The organism is Domibacillus sp. (genome assembly GCF_031181085.1).
Classification (GTDB): Bacteria; Bacillota; Bacilli; order Bacillales; family Domibacillaceae; genus Domibacillus.
The window spans coordinates 298018-317821 of record NZ_JAPSLE010000003.1 but is presented as its reverse complement, the minus strand read 5'-3'; the positions used below and the strand labels follow the sequence as shown (position 1 = coordinate 317821).

22 protein-coding genes are annotated in these 19804 nt (G+C 45.8%); 11 read left to right on the top strand and 11 right to left on the bottom strand.

From position 1 onward, the window contains the following. Positions 1 to 29 precede the first annotated feature (29 nt). Positions 30 to 239 carry a hypothetical protein gene (locus tag RIN81_RS07470; protein WP_309088874.1) on the bottom strand — a complete coding sequence of 70 codons (210 nt, stop codon included), beginning with the start codon at positions 237 to 239 and terminating at the stop codon, positions 30 to 32. Positions 240 to 366: 127 nt separating this feature from the next. Here RIN81_RS07470 and kapB point away from each other — a divergent pair, with 127 nt between their 5' ends. Both kapB and RIN81_RS07460 read left to right on the top strand, forming a co-directional pair. Then, the gene (gene kapB / locus RIN81_RS07465; RefSeq protein ID WP_309088872.1) at positions 367 to 759 is read left to right on the top strand and encodes a kinase-associated lipoprotein KapB; all 393 of its coding nucleotides are present in this window, start codon (positions 367 to 369) and stop codon (positions 757 to 759) included. 94 nt (positions 760 to 853) lie between these two features. Further along, complete coding sequence (locus RIN81_RS07460) at positions 854 to 2716, top strand: transglycosylase domain-containing protein (protein ID WP_309088870.1); 1863 nt, start codon at positions 854 to 856, stop codon at positions 2714 to 2716. A 75-nt stretch (positions 2717 to 2791) separates the two neighbouring features. Here the strand turns inward: RIN81_RS07460 and RIN81_RS07455 are convergent, their stop codons facing one another. The 5 genes from RIN81_RS07455 to RIN81_RS07435 all read right to left on the bottom strand — a co-directional run bounded on the left by RIN81_RS07455 (position 2792) and on the right by RIN81_RS07435 (position 7048). Further along, positions 2792 to 3319, bottom strand: coding sequence for a 1,2-dihydroxy-3-keto-5-methylthiopentene dioxygenase (locus RIN81_RS07455; RefSeq protein ID WP_242234012.1), 528 nt, complete (start codon positions 3317 to 3319; stop codon positions 2792 to 2794). A gap of 4 nt (positions 3320 to 3323) precedes the next feature. Beyond that, positions 3324 to 3935, bottom strand: a complete 612-nt coding sequence (locus RIN81_RS07450; protein ID WP_309088867.1) for a methylthioribulose 1-phosphate dehydratase — start codon at positions 3933 to 3935, stop codon at positions 3324 to 3326. Next, positions 3932 to 4582 (bottom strand): 2-hydroxy-3-keto-5-methylthiopentenyl-1-phosphate phosphatase, encoded by a 651-nt coding sequence (locus tag RIN81_RS07445; RefSeq protein ID WP_375164519.1) that lies wholly within the window; start codon positions 4580 to 4582, stop codon positions 3932 to 3934. Before RIN81_RS07445 ends, RIN81_RS07450 begins: the two co-directional genes overlap by 4 nt. Before the next feature lie 3 nt (positions 4583 to 4585). After that, positions 4586 to 5782 (bottom strand): 2,3-diketo-5-methylthiopentyl-1-phosphate enolase, encoded by a 1197-nt coding sequence (locus RIN81_RS07440; protein ID WP_309088863.1) that lies wholly within the window; start codon positions 5780 to 5782, stop codon positions 4586 to 4588. Positions 5783 to 5866: 84 nt separating this feature from the next. Further along, positions 5867 to 7048, bottom strand: coding sequence for a pyridoxal phosphate-dependent aminotransferase (locus RIN81_RS07435; RefSeq protein WP_309088861.1), 1182 nt, complete (start codon positions 7046 to 7048; stop codon positions 5867 to 5869). Positions 7049 to 7136: 88 nt separating this feature from the next. Between RIN81_RS07435 and mtnK the strand changes: the two genes are divergently transcribed. Beyond that, positions 7137 to 8306, top strand: coding sequence for an S-methyl-5-thioribose kinase (gene mtnK / locus RIN81_RS07430; protein WP_375164515.1), 1170 nt, complete (start codon positions 7137 to 7139; stop codon positions 8304 to 8306). Next, the gene (gene mtnA / locus RIN81_RS07425; protein WP_309088857.1) at positions 8303 to 9334 is read left to right on the top strand and encodes an S-methyl-5-thioribose-1-phosphate isomerase; all 1032 of its coding nucleotides are present in this window, start codon (positions 8303 to 8305) and stop codon (positions 9332 to 9334) included. The genes mtnK and mtnA overlap by 4 nt, the downstream gene beginning before the upstream one ends. 37 nt (positions 9335 to 9371) lie before the next feature. Here mtnA and RIN81_RS07420 read toward each other — a convergent pair whose 3' ends face one another. Then, positions 9372 to 9929: a DUF5366 family protein gene (locus RIN81_RS07420; protein WP_309088855.1), complete on the bottom strand. Its 558-nt coding sequence runs from the start codon at positions 9927 to 9929 to the stop codon at positions 9372 to 9374. A gap of 285 nt (positions 9930 to 10214) precedes the next feature. Between RIN81_RS07420 and RIN81_RS07415 the strand changes: the two genes are divergently transcribed. Genes RIN81_RS07415 through mnhG form a run of 7 tightly spaced genes read left to right on the top strand, consistent with a single transcriptional unit; the run spans position 10215 to position 15959 of the window. Then, a complete protein-coding gene (locus tag RIN81_RS07415; protein WP_309088853.1) occupies positions 10215 to 12632 on the top strand; it encodes a Na+/H+ antiporter subunit A in 2418 nt (805 codons plus the stop codon). After that, positions 12619 to 13041 carry a Na(+)/H(+) antiporter subunit B gene (locus RIN81_RS07410; protein ID WP_242234020.1) on the top strand — a complete coding sequence of 141 codons (423 nt, stop codon included), beginning with the start codon at positions 12619 to 12621 and terminating at the stop codon, positions 13039 to 13041. The genes RIN81_RS07415 and RIN81_RS07410 overlap by 14 nt, the downstream gene beginning before the upstream one ends. Then, positions 13041 to 13382: a Na(+)/H(+) antiporter subunit C gene (locus RIN81_RS07405; RefSeq protein WP_309088851.1), complete on the top strand. Its 342-nt coding sequence runs from the start codon at positions 13041 to 13043 to the stop codon at positions 13380 to 13382. Before RIN81_RS07410 ends, RIN81_RS07405 begins: the two co-directional genes overlap by 1 nt. After that, entirely contained in the window at positions 13375 to 14856 is a 1482-nt protein-coding gene (locus tag RIN81_RS07400) for a Na+/H+ antiporter subunit D (RefSeq protein ID WP_309088849.1), read from the top strand. The genes RIN81_RS07405 and RIN81_RS07400 overlap by 8 nt, the downstream gene beginning before the upstream one ends. Positions 14857 to 14861: 5 nt before the next feature. Further along, the gene (locus RIN81_RS07395; RefSeq protein WP_242234023.1) at positions 14862 to 15341 is read left to right on the top strand and encodes a Na+/H+ antiporter subunit E; all 480 of its coding nucleotides are present in this window, start codon (positions 14862 to 14864) and stop codon (positions 15339 to 15341) included. After that, the gene (locus tag RIN81_RS07390; RefSeq protein WP_309088846.1) at positions 15338 to 15622 is read left to right on the top strand and encodes a Na(+)/H(+) antiporter subunit F1; all 285 of its coding nucleotides are present in this window, start codon (positions 15338 to 15340) and stop codon (positions 15620 to 15622) included. Before RIN81_RS07395 ends, RIN81_RS07390 begins: the two co-directional genes overlap by 4 nt. Further along, complete coding sequence (gene mnhG / locus RIN81_RS07385) at positions 15606 to 15959, top strand: monovalent cation/H(+) antiporter subunit G (protein WP_309088844.1); 354 nt, start codon at positions 15606 to 15608, stop codon at positions 15957 to 15959. The genes RIN81_RS07390 and mnhG overlap by 17 nt, the downstream gene beginning before the upstream one ends. A 29-nt stretch (positions 15960 to 15988) precedes the next feature. On the opposite strand, the gene RIN81_RS07380 is transcribed toward mnhG, so the two are convergent. The 4 genes from RIN81_RS07380 to RIN81_RS07365 all read right to left on the bottom strand — a co-directional run bounded on the left by RIN81_RS07380 (position 15989) and on the right by RIN81_RS07365 (position 19756). Beyond that, positions 15989 to 16354: a DUF2188 domain-containing protein gene (locus RIN81_RS07380; protein WP_309088842.1), complete on the bottom strand. Its 366-nt coding sequence runs from the start codon at positions 16352 to 16354 to the stop codon at positions 15989 to 15991. A gap of 51 nt (positions 16355 to 16405) precedes the next feature. Then, positions 16406 to 16795, bottom strand: a complete 390-nt coding sequence (locus RIN81_RS07375) for a hotdog fold thioesterase (RefSeq protein ID WP_309088840.1) — start codon at positions 16793 to 16795, stop codon at positions 16406 to 16408. Positions 16796 to 16844: 49 nt separating this feature from the next. Next, positions 16845 to 18173, bottom strand: coding sequence for a Na+/H+ antiporter family protein (locus tag RIN81_RS07370; RefSeq protein ID WP_309088838.1), 1329 nt, complete (start codon positions 18171 to 18173; stop codon positions 16845 to 16847). Positions 18174 to 18286: 113 nt separating this feature from the next. Continuing rightward, positions 18287 to 19756, bottom strand: coding sequence for a leucyl aminopeptidase (locus tag RIN81_RS07365; RefSeq protein ID WP_309088836.1), 1470 nt, complete (start codon positions 19754 to 19756; stop codon positions 18287 to 18289). Positions 19757 to 19804: the final 48 nt, after the last annotated feature.

Sequence of the window (19804 nt, the reverse complement as noted above, 5' to 3'; positions counted from 1 at the left end):
GAATGTCTTCTTTCATTTATTGATAACGCTTATCGCTTCGTTTTGTTGGCTCTTTGAATTTGTTCTTCCAAATGCTTTGTCCGCTCTTCTTCTTTTTTTGATATACTTTTAATTAGAAGAAACGCGCCGATTGCCATCAGCACAAACACACTCATTGAGATGGCTGCTGGAATGTACTCGCTTTTGTCTTCCGGGAAATACAAAAAATTACCAAATCCAACCAAAAGATTCGTCCACACAGGCCATGCCTCCATTCGTTGTTCCCGTCTATTATAGCAGGACACTTTCATAAATCCAACTGTACGATAATGTTATTTCCATTCACACAGGAATATTGATACAATAATCCATTAAGGAGGGAAAAATATGAACATTGGTGATTTAGTAACAGCCCATTATAAATCAGGCAAATATATTGGAATGATTACTGGCATCCGCCCCGGTATCTATACAGTAAAAATCTCATCTGTTTTACGTCATCCTGCCCAGGGAGATCTGCACAATCCAAACGAAGCGGATGTGCCGTTTTTTCATGAGCGCAAAGCATTGGCGCATCACGAACAGGCAAACATTCCGGAATCAGCTGTCCACTCTTACGAAGGAGCTCCCCTGGAGTACAATGAATCTCTCATTGCTGCTGTTCACAAGCTTGAAACAAGATTAAAAGACCGGGAGAATGCTTTTTCTGCCCGCAGCCTCGAGGCACTTCAGTCTGTGAAAAAAGAATATGAACTTATGTACAAAGTTTCGTTCAAATAGCCCACTTTTGTGAAGAAGAGCCCTTTATTTCCAAAGTTATTTCCTTTATTATGGTACATATGCACGTTTAAACCTCGAAAAAGGCGGTTAGTGAATGAGAACGGTTTTAGGATATGTACTCATCATTTTACTCATCCCCCTCTCTGTTTTAACATTTTATTATGCGGATGCAGAAGCGGGAAAAGTACAAAATTTTGATGATTACGTAGAAGAAAAGATAGTCATTAACGAAGTAGATCTGCCTCAGGCAAGCAAGATAAAAGACACAAACGGGGATATTTACGTTGAGTTATATCAGCCTAACCGAATTGTAGTCGATGGGGAAAAAATCCCTTCTTTTCTAAAAGAACTCTTTCTTCAGTCGGAAGATAAGCATTTCTATGAGCATTCCGGTATTGATGCGGCAGCTGTAATTCGTGCATTCATGGTTAACGCCCAGTCAGACGAAATTGAACAAGGCGCCAGTACGATTACCCAGCAGGTGGCACGCAATATTTATCTGACACAGGACCGGACGCTGGCACGGAAAATTGCTGAAGTGCTGTATTCCTATCAGATTGAGAAAAAATTAGATAAAGATGAAATACTAGATTTATATTTAAACGTGATTTATTTCAACCACAACACGTATGGTGTTGAAGCGGCAGCGCAGTATTACTTCCAAAAGCCGGTGGACAAGCTGTCCAAAGCACAGATGGCTTTTATTGCAGCCATCCCAAACAATCCAACTCTTTATGATCCTGAAAGAAATTTTGAAAATACGAAAAAGCGTCAGGAACGGCTGATTGATATTATGGCCCGTGAGGAATTTATTACTCCTGAAGAAGCGGAACAAATCAAAAGTGAAAAAATCACGTTAAAAGTACGGGATCGTTTAGATAAATATCCAGACTACTCAACTTACGTGATGCATGAATTCAGAGAGCTGATTTCAGAGTCGGAAGGCTTTGACCAGCAGCTTTTAAACGCTGAGGGCGACGCCCGTGAAGCGATCCAGCAAAAGCTGAGCGACCGCGTCGCAGAAGTACTGGCGTCCGGTATTGTCATTCACACAGCGCTTAACCCGGACATTCAATCAAAAGCAGTAAATGCCGTCAATAACGTGCTGGCCGGCTCATCAGTCCAGGCATCTGCCGCCGTGATTGGCAATCAATCCCATGATATTGTTGCCATGTCGGGCGGAAAAGGTTTCCAGAAAACAGACTTCAACCGCGCTTTCCAAGGATACCGCCAGCCGGGTTCAACAATTAAGCCGCTGCTTGATTATGCGCCTTATCTGGATACGTATGGAGCGGACATCAATGAGATGGTTTCAGCGGACAATTACTGCTATCAAGGCTACTGCCCATCCAATTACAGTAAAACAGAGTATGGAATGGTGCCGATCAAAGAAGCGCTGGCCAAGTCACATAATACAGCCGCTCTGCGCCTTCTAACAAAAACAAGTATGGAACGGGCTTACAGCTACCTGGATAAGTTTGAATTTGAAAAAGTAACAGAAACTGATCATAACGCTCCCGCAACAGCACTGGGCGGCTTTGATTACGGGATGACCACATTGGAAATGGCAAGCGCCTATACATCCTTTGTTGACGGCACGTATACAAAACCTCATGCGATCAAACGTGTTACGGACTTTAACGGCAATACGCTGTTTGCATGGGACGAGGAGCCGGTCCGAGTCTGGTCAACAGCCACTTCTTACAAAATGCGGGCGATGCTGACCAATGTTGTAAAAAATGGAACCGGAAAAAAAGCGAACTTTGCTACGTCGTATATTGGCGGGAAAACCGGTACAACAAACAGCTACCGTGACCTTTGGTTTGTCGGCTTAACGGAAGGCTACACAGCTGCTGTATGGACGGGGAAAGACAAATACGAAAACAAGTGGGATAATATTCGCTTTATGGAATCCTATGCCCCGCACCAGCTGATCTGGAAACGCATTATGAGATAATGAAAACGCACATCCGAACCCGGATGTGCATTTTTTTGCAAAGAAAAACCGGACGCAGGGTCCGGTTCTGATTTATTATGCATTTGTTTCGTCGTAGATTGGCACCCAGCCTTCTGTTGTTACGAAAATACGGACGGCAACCACTTTACGATCGTCCATCAACGTAAAGTAATGACGCGTGTTGACCGGTACAGAAATCAAATCACCCGGCTCAAGTTCAACATTAAAGAACTGGCCGTCTTTTGCCTGGATCGCAAAAATTCCATGGCCGCTGACGATAAAACGAACTTCGTCATCTGTGTGGATATGGATTTTTTGAAAGTTTGTTAAAAGCTCATCTAAATTAGGTGTGCTGTCAGATAGGGAAATCACATCGTGCGCCTGGTAGCCGCGGCGCTCTGAAATATCACGGATTTCTTCACCGAACACCTCAAGGATTTGCTGCTTTTCTTCATCTGACAACGCATAGTTTTCACGAAGGTTTTCCGGAAGTTTGGAAATATCCCATTTTTCATAAATAACTTCCTGTGCTGCTAAAAATGCATCAATTGCGTTTTTATCGGTAATACGTTCGCCTGTTTCTTGGAATTGAATGACTGCCATTTTGTTATCTTCCTTTCAACATCTGTAATTTAATATGCCATGAAAACAAAAATTCATAGGCTTCTAAAAACTTTTTCGCTTCGAATGCATCTCTGCCCCATACCGTAATACCGTGATTACGGATCAAAACGGCACCGGCATCCTGTGTAACATAGCGGCCGAACTCTTCAGCGAGAGCTGGGATATGGGCATGATTCGGAATAATCGGTACCGTAATCGATGCATTTTCTTCCCAAATGCCAAATGCTTTAATGATTTCCTGGCCGCTGAATGTTACTGCTCCTTCTTCAGCGTACAGCTCAGAGATGACATTATTGTCCACTGTGTGCACGTGGAGGCTGCAGCCGGCAGCCGTTTTCCCATACACTTCTACGTGAAGAAGTGTTTCAGCGGACGGCTTGCCGGCAAATCCTTCAATCGCTTGACCTTGAAGGTCTACAAGCAAAAAATCCTCATCCGTTTCTTTTCGCTTGTCTTTGCCGCTGGCTGTTACTAAAAAAGACTCGTCGTCTACTTTAATAGATAGATTTCCGCTTGTGCCGGGAAACCAATCACGGGCAGCAAGCTCTCTTTTAACCTCCGCCAGATCATTCCATCTTAATTGTAATGCATTCATTTCACTACCTCTTTCACATGGTCGATAACATCCCAAAACGTTTCAAATGGCTTGTGAGGAAGGCCCAGCTTTTCGCTTTTTTGCAGCAGCAGATCTCTTGCAATCACAAAGCTGGCAAGCTTGGCTGCTTCCAGGTCGGTCACGGAGTCCCCGATCACAATCATCTCCTGTCCCGGTGCAATATGACGAACGATCGACGGTTTGCAGCAGCCGCACTCGTTTGTACAATGCTCGTCACAGGAATGCGGCCATTTAATATGAATATGGCTGCCTGAGAAATCAGCTTCATTGCAGTAAATATGGTCTTCCGGCACAAGGTCCTGTAAAATTGGTTTCACGAAAAAGTCCATTCCGCCGCTGACTACGTAAAGCGGAATGCCCGCCTCTTTTGTATACGCGACAAACTCAGCAAATCCTTCCCGAATTTTTGCATCTGCCAGAATAAACTCTGTAATTTCACTTCTTTGAGAAGACGGAAGCAATGAAAACATTCGGCCGACGCCTTCCTTAATCGGGATTTTCTGGGAAAGGACGCCGTCTTTCAGCGCATTCCACTCTGGAGGAGCGAATTTCTTCATGATGGCAATAATATTGTCATTCTTTGTAATAGTGCCGTCAAAGTCACAAATAATAACGGGGTTTTGCATCATTTATTTGCTCCCCCATAAATCAAGTGCCACACGCAGCTCTTCATTTTCTTCTGCTGCCTGCTCAAGAGTCCGGCCGGCTAAAACCGCATCAATGGCCTGTCGGAATGCACGCCCGCCGCCTTCTGCACCGCTCGGGTGGCCGTGAACCCCGCCTCCTGCATTAATGATCGAATCTTTTCCAAAGTCCTCATACAGAACAGGAACAAGCCCTGGATGAATGCCCGCTGATGGAACCGGAAAAGTGGGCTTATGCACACTTGTCTGGAGCGCCATTTCTGCTGTTTGAAGCGCTGCTGATCGCTCAAGTGCCACCGATCCATATGGAGATGGAAACAGTGTAAAATCAGCTCCCGCCATTCGCACAAGCTTGCCAAGCATAAGCTCAGTTGAAAAGCCGTGATATGGCGCAGATGTGAAGGCGCCTGAGACAGCAGGGTGCGCCATGATCGGCACGCTGATCTTTGGATCCTCAGCGAGCTCCTGCAGCACATCAAGCCCATAAGCAAACACATTAAACAAAAACGCAGAAGCGCCAAGCTCAATGCCCCGATACGCTTTTTCTTTCAATTCGCTTGTACGTCCTGACAGGTTTACGGCATACAGCGCTTTTCGGCCGCTTTGCTCAATAACCCGTTTTCCAAGCTTTACACGCTCTTCAAACGGTGTCAGCGGATTATCAAATAAAATTTCATCATCTTTGACGATATCAATACCGCCGGCGATCTGCGCTCGCAGCTGTTCTTCCATATACGCCATATCGCGGCCAATCACGCCTTTGAAAATACTCATAAGAAGCGGACGCCCGTAAGCACCGGTCTGTTCGCGGATGCCTTCGACACCAAACTTTGGCCCCGGGAAACGACGGGCAAGATCATCTGAAAGGGATAAATCGACCAGCTGGACCGCCCCGTCAAGTGACAGTTTGCCAAACACCGTCACGAGAATCGCCGGCAGATCCGCGCTGAAGTTGGCAGCAGGATAGGCAATTTTCACTTCTGCCCCGCGCCCATAAACCGTTTCTTCTCCGGTTTCCTGAACAGACAGAACATGCCCTTTATGCTGCTTTAGCTGCTCCTGTTCCAGAAGCGGCAAATCGGTCCAAGAACCAATCGTTAAACCAAGTGCGATTCCTTCTGCTTTTTTTTCAAAAGCGCCTTTTTGATCAAACAGGCGGTACGTTGCGATCACTTCGTTCATATAGCTTTTCTCCATTCTAAATACCTACTAGTTTACTAGGATTGTGTCATTTTTCAGTTAATTTGTCAATGAAGCGGACCTTTATTAAAGAGCGGAAAATAAGCCAAGGCGGCCAATGCGCCGGATGGCTTCTTGCAGCCGCGCTTCCTCCGTCAGCAGTCCAACACGGACATAGCCTTCCCCATGGGCACCAAATCCAATACCCGGCGCTGTGACAACATGTGCTTTTTCCAGCAGTAAATCGGAAAACTGAACGGATGTGTAAGGCTTTGGCACTGGGAGCCAGGCAAAAAATGAACCAGCCGGAGCCGTCACATCCCAGCCGATTGACCGGCAGGCATCAACAAGTGCGTTACGGCGCTTTTCGTACCGGTTTGATAATTCCTGCACACAATCCTGCGGCCCCGAAAGTGCAGTAGCTGCAGCCTGCTGAATGGCACTGAAAAGACTTACATACATATGATCCTGCAGCAGGTTGACCGCGGAAATCACACTTGGATTCCCGGCTAAAAATGCGACCCGCCAGCCGGCCATATTATAGGTTTTCGACAATGTGTACAGCTCTACGCCAACTTCTTTCGCGCCTTGTGACTGCAGAAAACTTGGCGGCTTTTGTCCATCAAAACCAATTCCTCCATACGCAAAGTCGTGTACCACACAAATATCATGCTCATGCGCAAGAGCGACGGTTTCATCAAAAAATGCCCGGGTCGCCTGTACACCAGTCGGATTGTTTGGATAGTTCAGCAAAAGCATTTTTGCGCGTTCGAGCCGGGCTTTCCCGATGTCCCCGTAATCCGGCAAAAAGCGGTTTTCTTCCACAAGCGGCATGTAATCCATTTGAACGCCGGCAAGCGCTGCTCCTGACCAATAATCCGGATATCCGGGGTCAGGCACGAGCATATAGTCGCCTGTATTCATTAAACACATTGGCAGCTCAACAAGTCCCGCTTTGCCGCCGAATAAAATAGCGATTTCCGTCTGCGGGTCCAGGTCTACATCATACTCCCGCTTATAAAAGCCGGCCGCTGCTTCCTTTAAGAAATTCTGCCCTTGAAACGGCGGGTATTTATGAAAATCCGGCCGCTCTGCTGCTTCTTTTAAAGACGCTACAATATGCTCCGGAGTCGGCTGGTCCGGATTGCCTTGTCCTAGATTAATAACATCGTGTCCAGCGCTGACATATTGGGCGGCTTTTTTGGTAAGCGCCGCAAAAAATTGGTCGGGCAGCCCAGATAACAGCTGTGATTGTTTAAATTGCTTCATTCGTTCACCTACTTAAAATTTTCTTGCAATTTCAGTCATAAATATATATATTATTGATCAAATTGTAAATATATTTGGAGGAATGACCATGTCTTCATATGAACCCTTAACGATAGATTCTGCGGTTGCCCTCGTTAAAAAGCTTGGTTTGCTCGCGGAAACCGACACCGTTTCTGCAAATGAAATCGGAGATGGCAATTTAAATTACGTGTTTCATATAAAAGGAACAGAAAAAAGTCTGATTGTTAAACAAGCCCTTCCTTATGCAAAAGTAGTAGGAGAAAGCTGGCCGCTGACGCTTGAACGGGCTGACATTGAAAACCGTGCTCTTCGCCTGCAAGGAACATTTGCGCCTGACTATACCCCTAAAGTCTACTATTCTGATAAAGATTTAGCGATTACAATTATGGAAGATTTATCTCATTTAACCATTGCCCGGACAGGCCTGATTCATGGAGAAGATTATCCGCTGATTGCCCGCCATACCGGTGAGTTTATTGCACGCACGCTGTACGGAACCTCGGATTTCGCACTCGGTCCGCAGGAGAAAAAAAAGCTGCAGCACACATTCAGCAATCCTGAGCTGTGCGATATTACTGAAGGACTTGTGTTTACGGATCCGTTTTTTGATGCTGAGACGAATGATTTTGAAGAGAGCTTGCGTGCCGATGTGGAAAAGCTTTGGCAGGATGATGAACTGAAACTTCATGCTGCCCAGTTGAAGCGCTTATTTTTAACAGCGGGTGATGCGCTTTTGCACGGAGACCTGCACACAGGAAGCATTTTTGCGAGCCCTGCTGAAACTAAAATCATCGATCCAGAATTTGCTTTCTATGGACCATTCGGATTTGATATTGCTCATTTTACAGCGAACCTGCTTATGAATGTTCTATCCCGCGAAGAGGGTCGTCGCGAGCCGCTTTACGAGCATATTGTGACTGTTTGGGATGTTTTTAACCGTGAGTTCAGCCGTCTTTGGAACGAACAAAATACGGAAGCATTCGCAAAAACAGAAGGCTATTTAGAGTGGCTGCTGGCGGATATTTTTGAACAGGCTGCCGGCTTTATGGGACTTGAAATGATTCGCCGGACAATTGGACTTGCTCACGTAAAAGATTTGGATGGCATCGTGGATGATCAGCAGCGCCTGCAGGCGAAACGCCACTCTCTGTCGCTTGGTGCTCACTTTGTTAAAGAGCGGGCTTCCTATTCATCTGCCGATCAGCTAGTTGCAGCTGTAAAGGAGGCACTTCAATGAATATTCCACAATCCGTCTTCTGGGAGAACAATGCGATTCAACTGCTTGACCAGCGAAAATTGCCTCATGTAACTGAATATTTAACGTTAGAAACGGTTCCGGCTGTGTTTGACGCAATCAAGTCTCTCGCTGTTCGCGGGGCACCGGCTATTGGAATTGCGGCCGCTTTTGGTGTCGCATTGTCGGTACTCCGGCACCCATCTGATGACCTTGATGAACTAAAGGAGCAAGTACTAATCGACAGCGGCTATCTTTCACAGTCCCGCCCAACAGCTGTTAATTTATTTTGGGCATTGAATCGGATGAATGACGTGGTCGTTAAATCTGAGACAGCCGCCGCACTGCGCGAAAATGTGCTTGCTGAAGCACTGGCTATTCAAAAAGAAGACGAAGATGTGTGCCGGGCGATTGGCGAACACGCTCTTCCTCTTTTCAACGACGGTGACCATGTCATGACGATTTGTAATGCAGGCTCTATTGCAACCGCGAAATACGGAACGGCGCTTGCCCCATTCTTTCTTTCAAAAGAGCATGGAATCAACTTGTCCGTTTTTGCTTGTGAAACACGTCCCGTGTTTCAGGGAGCCCGCCTCACTACGTGGGAGCTTATGCAGGCCGGTATAGATGTCACACTGATTACGGACAGTATGGCAGCACACACGATGAAAACGAAAAACATTTCAGCGGTGATTACAGGAGCCGACCGTGTAGCAGCGAACGGGGACTCTGCTAATAAAATCGGAACCTTTGGCCTTGCTGTTTTAGCCAAATCATTTGGCATTCCATTTTATATTGCTGCCCCCCTCTCAACTTTTGATTTGGATACGCCAAATGGCGATGCCATTCCGATTGAAGAGCGGGATCCGGCCGAAGTTACCGAAGTGAATGGCATGCGCATTGCACCGGAAGGTATTTCTGTTTTCAACCCAGCTTTTGACGTAGCGCCAGCCGAATTGATTACAGGTATCATTACCGAAAAAGGAATTGTAAAACCAAACAAAGAGGCCATTGCAGCACTGTTTGTGTAAAAAAAAACGAGCTTCGTTTCGAAACGAAGCTCGTTTTTTAAAGCGGTAAAGCAGCCAGCAGGCCATTGTATAACTTCATAAAAATAAGAGCGAGCAATAAGCCGAAAAAAATCCAGAAGACTGCTTCAAACACGATAATCCCAATCATTTGCGGTGTTGAGATATGCGGGCTCAGCTTATAAACAAAGTACACAACATACACTACAGACGTCACCAGAAAAATAATGATCGTCCCGAGAGCAGAAGAAAAGCTGACCAATGAAACCAGTCCGCCCAGAAAATAGATCACCGCGCCGAAGCGGGTTTTTTTCAGCAGCTCTCCTTCTGCATCTTTAGAGAAAAAAAGCAGCGCCAGCTCGTTTGCTGTATTCGCCAGCAGCTTGAGCGTGGCAAAAATCATAGTGAATACAACCATCAACCCGCCGATTACGACGAGATTTACTTCTGTTTTGGTAAAGATATCGAGCATGGTATTATACAAGTTTGCTTGTTTCAGCATATCTACAATAAAGGCTTGTCCAAACATCGAAAGTGATAAGCTGAATAATAGGATGGATAAGAGCGGCATATAGCCGGTTAAATACGAGTTTTTCATCAACATAATTCTCCCCTGTCACAATCAGTCACTGTTCATTATGCAAGAGGTTGGTTGCTATGACAAGTCATTTCCAATCTTTTTTTGGAAAAACCCCACAATTTCTGTCAAAATCCGCATAGTTCTTTTGTCGAATTTTTATTTTTTTTTGCTCAGAAAATGCCGTTACTCTTCATATTTATTACGAGAAGGAGCAGTTCGACTGTTCTCCCGTTTTGGGCAATGCACGAACATTTTTTTTGCGTTATAATTTGAATTACGCATAAAAATATGGGAGGGATTTATTTGTCTTTGCTTCACTGGGCCATTCTCGCTCCTTTTTTGATGGCTGTATTCGTTCCGCTTATTCATAAAAGAGCAACGGCCATCCATACCGGGTGGTTTGTACTGATTCTGCCCGTGCTTTTGTTCGGGGTGTTTCTGCAATACCTTCCCGTCACAAGAGAAAACAGCTCTATTACCGAAACGGCTTCCTGGATTCCATCACTTGGAATCAACTTTATCGCATACATAGATGGCTTAAGCCTCCTGTTTGCCCTCTTGATTACCGGAATCGGCTCGCTGGTTGTGTTATATTCTGTTTTTTATTTGTCTCAATCAAAGGAAAAACTGGGTCACTTTTACGTATACTTGCTCATGTTTATGGGTGCAATGCTTGGCGTTGTCGTGTCTGACAATGTGATCATGCTGTATATGTTTTGGGAATTCACGTCTATTTCTTCTTTCCTGCTGATCGCATACTGGTATGACCGCGAACGCTCCCGCTACGGGGCTTTAAAGTCGATGCTCATTACCGTATTCGGCGGATTGATGATGCTTGGCGGGTTTCTCGTTTTATCGCTTATGGGTGATACATTCAGTATTCGCGAATTAGCGGCTCAGGCCCTTGAGCTAAACGAAGATCCGCTTTTTGGGCTTGCGATGATCCTTGTTCTGCTCGGCGCTTTTACAAAGTCCGCACAGTTCCCATTCTACATCTGGCTTCCAGATGCGATGGAAGCACCAACGCCGGTTAGTGCGTATCTGCACTCGGCTACAATGGTGAAAGCGGGGATTTACCTTGTTGCCCGTTTCAGTCCGATCTTTGCCTTTTCCGGCTACTGGTTCTGGATTATCGGAGCCGTCGGATTGTTCACCATGACATGGGCTTCCTTTAATGCCGTGAAACAAACCGACTTAAAAGGAATTTTAGCGTTCTCAACAGTCAGTCAGCTTGGATTAATTATGTCGCTGCTCGGCGTAGGCTCAGCATCGCTTCATGTTGAATCGCTGGATGATAACTTGTTTATCACAGCGGTTATTGCGGCGGTTTTTCATTTAATCAACCATGCAACCTTCAAAGGAAGTTTATTTATGGCGGTCGGCATTATTGACCATGAAACAGGCACGCGGGATATCCGCAAGCTTGGCGGATTAATGAGCTTGATGCCGGTTACCTTTACGCTGTCTGTCATCGGTGCTTTTTCAATGGCTGGCCTGCCGCCATTTAACGGTTTTTTAAGTAAGGAAATGTTTTTTGCTTCTATGGTTCATTTACTGGAACTGGATTTGTTCCAGATGGATACATGGGCGATTCTTTTCCCCGTTATGGCCTGGATTGGCAGTGTATTTACATTCATTTACAGTATAATGATTGTATTTAAGGTCTTTACGGGTCGGTTCCAGCCGGAAAAATTGGAGAAAAAACCGCATGAAGCACCCATTGGCATGCTTGTTTCACCGATTATCTTAGCCTTGCTTGTCGTTGTATTCGGCTTGTTTCCAAATCTGCTTTCCTACAGCTTGATTCAGCCGGCCGCAGCCGCCATTGTGCCATCTATTCTGCCGCCGGGCGGTCAGCTCGACGTTCATATTTCCTTTTGGCACGGCTTTAAGCCTGAGCTCTTTATGACCATCGGAGTGATTGTCATTGGCATTCTACTCTATAAACTCATGCCAAAATGGATCAAAATGTATGACTATATGCCTGGAAAGGTTACTCTGAATCAGTTTTACAATGCCAGCTTGTACGCAGCAGAACGCGGCTCAAATGCGATTACAAATGCGTATATGACCGGCTTTATCCGCAGCTATCTCTTGTACATTTTTGTGTTTTTCATCGGAATGCTCGGCTTTACCATGTGGGCAAAAGACGCATTTCATTATGATGCTTCTACCGCTGCGCCGATTGGCTTGTATGAAATAAGCTTAATCATTGCCCTGGTTGTTACAACCATTACTATTTTACTAGCAAAATCGCGACTCACATCCATTATTGCGCTTGGCGGGGTCGGCTATACGGTATCACTGTTTTTTGTTATTTTCCGCGCACCGGATTTGGCTTTGACACAGCTTGTAATTGAAACCGTCTCAACCGCCCTGTTTCTTCTTTGCTTTTACCATCTTCCAAAGTTATCGCGGCATGAAGAAAAACGGCGCTTTCAGGCAGGTAATGCCCTTGTCGCAGCCGGTGTCGGTATTATTGTGACATTGCTGGGCATTTCTGCTCACAGTTCAAAGTTTTTCACTTCTATTAATGACTATTACGTGGAGAACACATATAAAAAAGCCGGCGGCGAAAACATGGTCAATGTAATCCTCGTCGACTTCCGCGGCTTTGATACGCTGTTTGAGATTGCTGTGCTGGCTGTTGCTGCACTTGGCATTTACGGATTGATTAAACTAAGGCTTGAGAAAGGCGGCGAAACGAATGAAAACAAATGATGTGATCTTCCAAACCGTCGCCAAAGTCGTTTTTTTCATGATTATCTTTTTTGCGGTTCACTTGTTTTTTGCCGGACACTATTATCCGGGCGGCGGTTTTGTGGGCGGCCTGCTTACATCCGGCGCGATTGTTCTTTTGCTTTTAGCTTTTGATATTAAAACGGTACGGCACGGGTTTCCGCTTGACTTCAAATGGCTGATCGGCCTGGGCCTCCTTTTTTCAGTCGGGACGGCTGCCGGATCTCTGTTGTTTAATGTACCGTTTTTCACTCACGCTTATAATTACTTTCAACTGCCGCTGTTCGGCAAAACATCGCTTCACACCGCAATGTTGTTTGATTTAGGCGTGTATCTCGTTGTCATTGGTGTAACCATGACCATTATTCAAACGATTGGAGAGAGTGAATAATGGAAATTTTAATGTGTATCATTGCCGGCCTGCTTTTTGCAGCCGCGGTTTACTTAATGCTTTCGAAAAGCCTGCTTCGAATTATTATCGGCACTGGGCTTCTCAGCCACGGTACCCATTTAATGCTTTTAACAATGGGCGGGCTTAAAACGGGAGCTGTCCCGGTTCTTGGGGAGCATGCCTCTACTTATACAGACCCGATTCCGCAGGCACTTATTTTAACGGCTATTGTCATTAGTTTTGGTGTTACAGCCGTGTTTCTTGTGATTGCCTATCGTGCGTACCAGGAGATTGGCACAGATAATATGGAGCAGATGAGAGGAATAGAAACGGATGATTAATTTACCTATTTTGCCAATCCTGATCCCTCTTATTTCGGCTATGTTACTCCTGTTTTTATCAAAGCGTGTCTATGCCCAGCGAGTGGTATCCGTGGCTGCTTCTTTTGCTACGGTTATTGCAGCGGCTGTTGTTTTAATGAAAGTGAAGACGGATGGAATTCAAACGGTTGACATGGGCAGCTGGCCGGCTCCATTTGGCATTACGCTTGTGTCAGATATGCTGAGCATCCTGCTCGTTTTAACGTCTTCTGTCATTACGCTTTGTGTGGTCCTTTATTCATTCCGCTCCATTGGCAGCGGCCGGGAAGCATTTTATTACTACCCAATTGTCCAATTTTTGCTTGTTGGCGTAAATGGGTCGTTTACAACGGGTGATATTTTTAACCTATTTGTTTTCTTTGAAATTATGTTAATGTCGTCGTATGTGCTGATTGTGATCGGCGGAACAAAAGTACAGCTGCAGGAATCCATCAAATATATTTTGATTAATGTGATTTCCTCCGCTATTTTTGTTATCGCAGTTGGATTTTTGTACTCCGTTACCGGTTCGCTGAATATGGCGCACATTTCCGCCCGCCTCACTGACATTGGCGGCGAGCCGATTGTCACCGTGCTGGCGCTTCTTTTCTTGATTGTGTTCGGTTTAAAAGGCGGTATTTTTCCGCTTTACTTCTGGCTGCCGGGTTCGTACGCGGCACCGCCTGCACCTGTTTTGGCCCTGTTCGGTGCCCTGCTTACAAAAGTAGGTGTATACGCCATCTTACGAACTTACACGCTATTTTTCTATCATGACCAGCCATTTACACATGATATTTTATCTCTGCTGGCTTTGCTGACCATGGTTGCAGGTTCGATTGGCGCTCTTGCATACAAGGATGTAAAACAAGTTTTGATCTACAATATTGTAATAGCGGTTGGCGTCCTATTATTCGGCATTTCCATTATGACGGAGGAATCGATCGCCGGCACCCTCTTTTATTTTATTCATGACATGATTATCAAAGCGGCTCTGTTTATGCTGGGCGGCATCATGATTTGGATTACAGGTACATCAAAGATGGATAAAATGGGTGGGCTGATCCGCCAGTACCCGGCACTTGGCTGGACCTTTCTTACAGCATCTTTTGCACTCGCCGGCATTCCGCCGCTGTCTGGTTTTATCGGCAAATTATTGATTGTCCGGGCAGGATTTGAAGCGGGTGAATATGTTGGAGCTATCGTTGTGCTTCTGTCGAGCCTGGTTGTGTTGTATTCGGTTGTTACTTTGTTTATGGAGGTTTTTTGGAAAAAGCCAAAATTGCCGCAGCTTCATGCAAAAAAACAAACATCCTCCTTGTTCCTTCCGGCTGCAGCTCTTGTTGTTCTTTCTGTTTTATACGGTGTCGGAACAGAAGCGGTTTATCCTTATGTGATGCAGGCTGTTGAAGCGCTCATCCATCCGGAAATCTACATTGATGCCGTATTAAAGGAGTAGATCTTATGGCTTTTCAAATTTTACTCAATGTGTTTCTCGCATTTCTTTGGATGTTTTTGCAGGTATCTTTCAGTGCACGGACTTTTATTATTGGATACTTGCTGGGATTGATTGTGATGGCTGGAATGCGCCGCTTTTTTAAAAGCCGCTTTTATCTGCATCGTGTCTGGGCCGTGATCTACTTGTTTCTTTTGTTTTTAAAAGAGTTAATCAAAGCGAACATTGATGTGTTAAAGCTGGTGCTCCGTCCTAAACTGAACATTCGTCCGGGTATCTTTGCGCTTGAAACCGAACTCAAGTCAGACTGGGAAGTAACCCTGCTGTCGAATTTAATTACGCTGACTCCTGGCACACTTGTGGTAGATGTATCGGATGATAATAAAACCCTTTATATTCACGCTATTGATATTGAAGATGTGTCAGAAGCAGTAGATAGTATTAAAAACTCGTTTGAAAAAGCCATTATGGAGGTGAGCCGCGGATGATGGAGACTGTTTTACAAATTTCTCTTTTGCTCCTGGCCGTTTCTATGATTGGGCTCGTTTACCGGCTTGTGAAAGGGCCAACCGTTCCAGACCGTGTTGTCGCTCTCGATGCAATGGGCGTCAATCTTGTGTCGATTACGGCCGTTTTGTCTATGCTGCTTGATACGCATAATTATCTCGATGTTATTCTCTTGATTGGTATTTTGGCATTTATCGGAACCGTTGCTTTTGCCAAGTTTTTAGAAAAAGGCGAGGTGATTGAATATGACCGTGATCAGTGAAGCTGTCATTGCCGTTTTATTGCTTCTAGGAGCGTTTTTAACCCTTGTCGCCGCATTCGGGCTGATCCGCCTTCCGGACGTTTATACACGTAACCACGCCGCTTCTAAAAGCGCAACGCTCGGAGTTATGTGTGTTCTGCTGGCAACGTTTGTGTATTTCTTTGCGAAAGACGGGTTTTTCAGCTCACGTCTCCTGCTCGGTATTGCTTTCTTTTTTATTACCGCACCTGTTGCAGGCCATTTAATCAGCCGTGCCGCCTACAATTCCGGCGTGAAAATGTGGGATCAAAGCGTGCGTGATGACTTAAAGAATAAACAGGCACAAAAAAAGAATTAAAAAAGCTGTCCGCAACTGGACAGCTTTTTTTATTCATACAGCGTTTGGGTCTTCTCGCCATTTTCTTGATAGATCGTAAGAATTCCTTCATGCTGTTTCACATATTCTTTCGCTTCATCTAAAAGCGCCTGTTTTGTGCCCTCTGAACGGATGGCCTGTTTGCCATTTTCTTTTTTTAATACCCACCGGTCTTCCTCATGCCTTACTTCATAACGCGGCCGTCCTTCATCCTTTTTTCCTTCTGCGCTTCTCGCACGGTCAATGGCAATGGCAATAGAACGCCCTTCCCCATACCCTTCGTCCAAGAGCGCATTGGCAATTTCGATTGCTTTATCACGTATATGGTCCGGCAGATTTTTCATCGCAGCCGGGTACTCATTTTTGTTCCAAGGCATGAAAACCACTCCTTTTCCAAAAATGTTCCCGCCCTGTGAAAAAATCAAACATCACTTTTTCGCTTTCACAGCAATTGTACAGCGTGAAAGACAAATCAGCTCCCCGTTTTCGTCCTTTATTTCAATAGACCATACCATTGTTGACTTTCCGCGGTGAACGTTTAAGGCGGTAGCCGTCACAATCCCATCTCTTTTCGATTTGATGTGGTTGGCATTGATTTCAAGGCCAAAGCAGACCTCCGTGTCCAGGTCAATCATCGCTGCAGCGCCAATACTTGCCGCTGTTTCCGCAAGGGCAACAGAAGCGCCTCCGTGCAGAAATCCGAACGGCTGGCGCGTGCGTTCATCCACAGGCATTGTCATCACTACACGGCCCGTTTCAATCGTTACCACTTCCATTCCGAGTGCGGCAAGCAGTGTATGATCGGTTTGAATGTTCATAAAATCCTCCCCTTCAAAAAAAGGTGCCTCTTAAAGAGGCACCTTTTTATTATAACGTCATGGCTGCAATCCAGCCGAAAATAATAACAGGGATATTATAGTGAAGAAATGTCGGTACAACTGTATCCCAAATATGGTCGTGCTGTCCGTCTGCGTTTAATCCGGACGTTGGACCAAGCGTGCTGTCCGAAGCAGGTGAACCAGCATCACCAAGCGCGCCGGCTGTTCCCACAAGCGCAATCGTTGCCAGCGGGCTGAAGCCAAGTTCCAAAGCAAGCGGCACGAAAATGGTTGCAATGATCGGAACCGTTGAAAAAGATGAACCGATACCCATTGTAACAAGCAGCCCGACTACAAGCATCAGCAGGGCACCAAGCGCCTTGTTTCCGCCGATTGCTGCAGCAGAGTTTTGCACTAATGTTTCTACATCACCTGTAGCTCCCATAACACTGGCAAATCCGGAAGCGGCAATCATGACAAAGCCGATAAAGGCCATCATGCGCATACCATTTGTCAGCAGTTGGTCTGCCTCACTCCAGCGAACCGCCCGAAACACATACAGGATCACAATTCCGGCGAGCGCGCCAAATACCATAGAGTCTGTTAATAGCTGTGCGGCCAGGGCAGCGACGATAGAAATGCCTGCCGTAATCAACCCAAAATTTGTATAAAGGGGGCCGCTGACCTCTGATTCTCCTGAAGTTGACAACTTGGATTCTGCATATTCCCGCGGCTTCCGGTACGTAAAAAAGACCGCGATGAGTAAACCGACAAGCATGCCGGCAGCTGGCAGCAGCATCGCTCCTGGAACCTGGTCGATAGCCACTTCAAGTCCGCTGTCAGTCACATTAGTTGCAATAATTTCGTGGAAGATCTGTCCGAAACCGACTGGCAACAGCATGTATGGCGTTACAAGCCCGAATGTTAGCACAGATGCTGTCAGGCGCCGGTCAATCCGCAGTTCATTCATAATTTTCAATAATGGTGGAATCAAAAGCGGAATAAACGCAATATGAACAGGAATTACGTTCTGTGAAAAGCAGGCCATAATTAAAATCACAAATAAAATAAGAGCTTTCGGCAGCTTTTTCGAACGTGCTTCTTCTTTATTTCCAATAAACTTTAATACAAACGCAACAAGTGCTTCTGGAAGCCCCGTGCTTGAAACCGCAACGGCGAATCCGCCAAGCATTGCATAGCTGAGCGCCACATTTGCACCGCCCCCGACTCCTTCAGAAAACGCTGCAATGGTCCCATCCATTCCAAGTCCGCCTATTAACCCGCCGACAAGAGCACCCGTAATAAGGGAAAATACAACATTGACGCGGAGCAGGCTGAGGATGAGCATTACAATGACAGCAAAAACAACTGCATTCATCTCTTCTTATACCTCCAACACTTTAATCTGCTAAATTACTAAAGAACCGCTTAAAGATAGCAAATTGCCTGCCCGTTTGTCAATATACTTTTCTAATATAGTTAATAAACAAATTATTCAGACTGATCTGAAAGTGCTAAAATCGCCAATGTCCGTGTCATGACTCCCGGTGTCAGCTCTGCACTGCCAGCTATATCGAGATGCACCCAGGGCGTGCTTTCTGCAAACTCGCCGATAAAGCCGCCTCCCATAATGGCATGGCCTTCCCGTCCCGGAGAATTGTTTAAGTCCGCCACATCGCTTGTTCGAATTCTCTTTTTATCGTATTCAGTCAGCGGAAGCTGCCAGATCATTTCCCCCGCTTCATGTGATGCTTCAAGCACTTGCTCAAAAAACGGTTCATTGTTTGTGATCGCACCTGTTTTATCTTTTCCAAGCGCAATGATCACTCCGCCTGTCAGTGTGGCCACGTCCACAATTTTACCGGCACGCTGCTGTTTGGCATACGTGATTGCATCTGCCAGCACAAGGCGGCCTTCCGCATCTGTATTTTTCACTTCGATCGTTTTCCCCGACAAAGAAGTAATTACATCATCTGGTTTAAAAGCATTGGCACTAATCACATTGTCTGTCGCAGGAATCACAGCCATAACCGGCTGGTCCGGCTGCAGTTCTCCAATAATCTCCATCGCACCAAGCACAGCCGCCGCGCCGCCCATATCCGTTTTCATGCCGACAATGCCATCTTTCGGCTTAATAGAGTAGCCACCTGTATCAAAAGTGACTCCTTTGCCGACAAATGTCAGTACATCCTCCCAGACATCTGTTGGGTTATGTTTGAGTGTAATCATTTTAGGCGGTTCAGCCGATCCTTGGGCAACAGCTAAAAAAGCACCCATGCCGATTTTCTCCATATCTTCTCGTTCCAGTACTTCCAGTTCAAAACCATACTGCTCGGCCAATTTCTCCGCATGAAGAGCAAGATCACTGGCTGTCATCATATTCGGCGGAGTAGCAGTTAAACGAATCGCTGTGTTCGTGCCCTCTGCCATCGTTTTTCCTACTTTACATGCCGCCTGAATTTCGTCCGAATCTGCCTCTGTATATACGACAACTGTCGTTAACTGCTTTTCCGGCTCGTTACCCGGCGTGCGGTATCCCGTGTATTCAAAGCGCGCTAAAAACAGTGCTTCGGTAACAGCCTCTGCCGCTTCAACGGCTGTCACGTTCTCTGTAATAAAAGAATCGAGTACAATGGCAATTGATTCCAGACCATATGGCTTGGACTGCTTGGCTGCTTTTTGGACAGATCGGTGAATGGCATGAAAATCCGCTTCCTTTTCTTTGCCAAGCCCAACTGTGACCATTCGCTTAGCTGGAATATGGCCAAGAGCTGGAATAACAGAGGTATGTTCCTCTTTCGCGGAAAGATCACCGTTTTTCACTAGTTCTGTCAGCTGCCCGGAAAAAGCTTGATCGAGCGGTTCGAGCACTTCCTCAAATTTCAACGGCTTATCAAACAGGCCAATAAGCAGCGCATCTGCTTCAGTTTCCAAAAAGGGTTCGTTTTTGATTACAAACATTTTCATCACCTCACGTGTTATTATAAGGGAAAATGGATAGGAGTGTTG